Raw genomic sequence first — 351 nt, 5'->3', positions numbered from 1 at the left:
GGTTCTGGTGTGGGGGCGTTCACCGGGAGTGGGTGGCGTCTGTCGAGGGGGAGGTCCCGGGGGAGGTGACCGGCGATTCGTCGGGGGAGCCTGGAGCGACGAGGGTGAAGGCGTTCTTCAGGGTCACCGGCGTTCCCCCGTTGTGGGTGAGGCTCACGGCGACCTTCTGTCCGTAGCTTCCCGGCCCCGGATCGGGGACGACGACCTCGAAGGTCTCCTGGTCGGGTGGTTCGGTCGTGGGGGCGGGGTCGTCCCCGGGAAGTTCGGCCGGGACGCCGGCGATGGTCATCGTGCTCGCGCCACCGAGAAGTTCCGCCTTGTCGAAGTAGATGCCGCGGACCGTGACGGTGA

Annotated in this window: 1 pseudogene; it reads right to left on the bottom strand. The window is 69.2% G+C overall.

Going from position 1 to position 351, the window contains the following annotated elements:
* Nucleotides 1-19: 19 nt before the first annotated feature.
* A pseudogene (locus JHN45_RS52660) lies at nt 20-351 on the bottom strand (hypothetical protein); the annotation flags it as partial.

The sequence above is a fragment of the Streptomyces sp. MBT53 genome (assembly GCF_016654115.1).
Taxonomy (GTDB): domain Bacteria; phylum Actinomycetota; class Actinomycetes; order Streptomycetales; family Streptomycetaceae; genus Streptomyces.
Note: the sequence above shows the minus strand (reverse complement) of the source record. Positions and strands in the feature narration are given on the sequence as shown.